General features: G+C 73.9%; 2 pseudogenes. Both read right to left on the bottom strand.

Annotated elements, in window-relative coordinates:
* Positions 1-161 (bottom strand): annotated as a pseudogene (locus G4D87_RS39870) (peptide ABC transporter ATP-binding protein); the annotation flags it as partial.
* Positions 158-513, bottom strand: a pseudogene (locus G4D87_RS38565) (GspE/PulE/PilB domain-containing protein); the annotation flags it as partial. The pseudogenes G4D87_RS39870 and G4D87_RS38565, both read right to left, overlap by 4 nt.

Raw genomic sequence — 513 nt, 5'->3', positions numbered from 1 at the left:
CACCCGCTCTCCCCCACCACCCCCAGCGTTCCACCCGGGGGCAGCGCGAAGGACACGTCGTCCACCGCGCGCACCGGCCCCGCTTCCAGCACCAGCTCCGTGGTCAGCCCGCGGACGTCGAGCAACAGCTCCTGCCCCGCGGGCGTCACGGCGGCCGTCACTTCTGGGCCAGCTCCTCCAGGAACTCCCCTTCCTGGATGACGCCCTTGCGGATGAGCAGGCGGATGAGGCTGGCCACCATGCGCGCCGGCTTCACCTTCTCCGTGTCCAGCGAGGCGTCCTCGCCGCGGGAGATGCGCTCGATGTCGTCCAGGATGGACAGGTCCTCGTCGGAGAACTGAGGCGTGGGCGTGAGCGGCACCGACGGACGCGAGCCCTGCGCCGCGCCGCCGAACACCACCACCGGCACGCGCGGCCGGCCCTCCGCTCCGTCCGCCTCCGCGTCGGGAGGAGGAGGCGGCGGCGGCCGCGCCGGGGCCTTCCGGCCCAACAGGTCATCCAGCGCGTCCACGC

Source organism: Myxococcus vastator (genome assembly GCF_010894475.1).
In the GTDB taxonomy this organism is placed as follows: Bacteria; Myxococcota; Myxococcia; order Myxococcales; family Myxococcaceae; genus Myxococcus; species Myxococcus vastator.
Note: the sequence above shows the minus strand (reverse complement) of the source record. Positions and strands in the feature narration are given on the sequence as shown.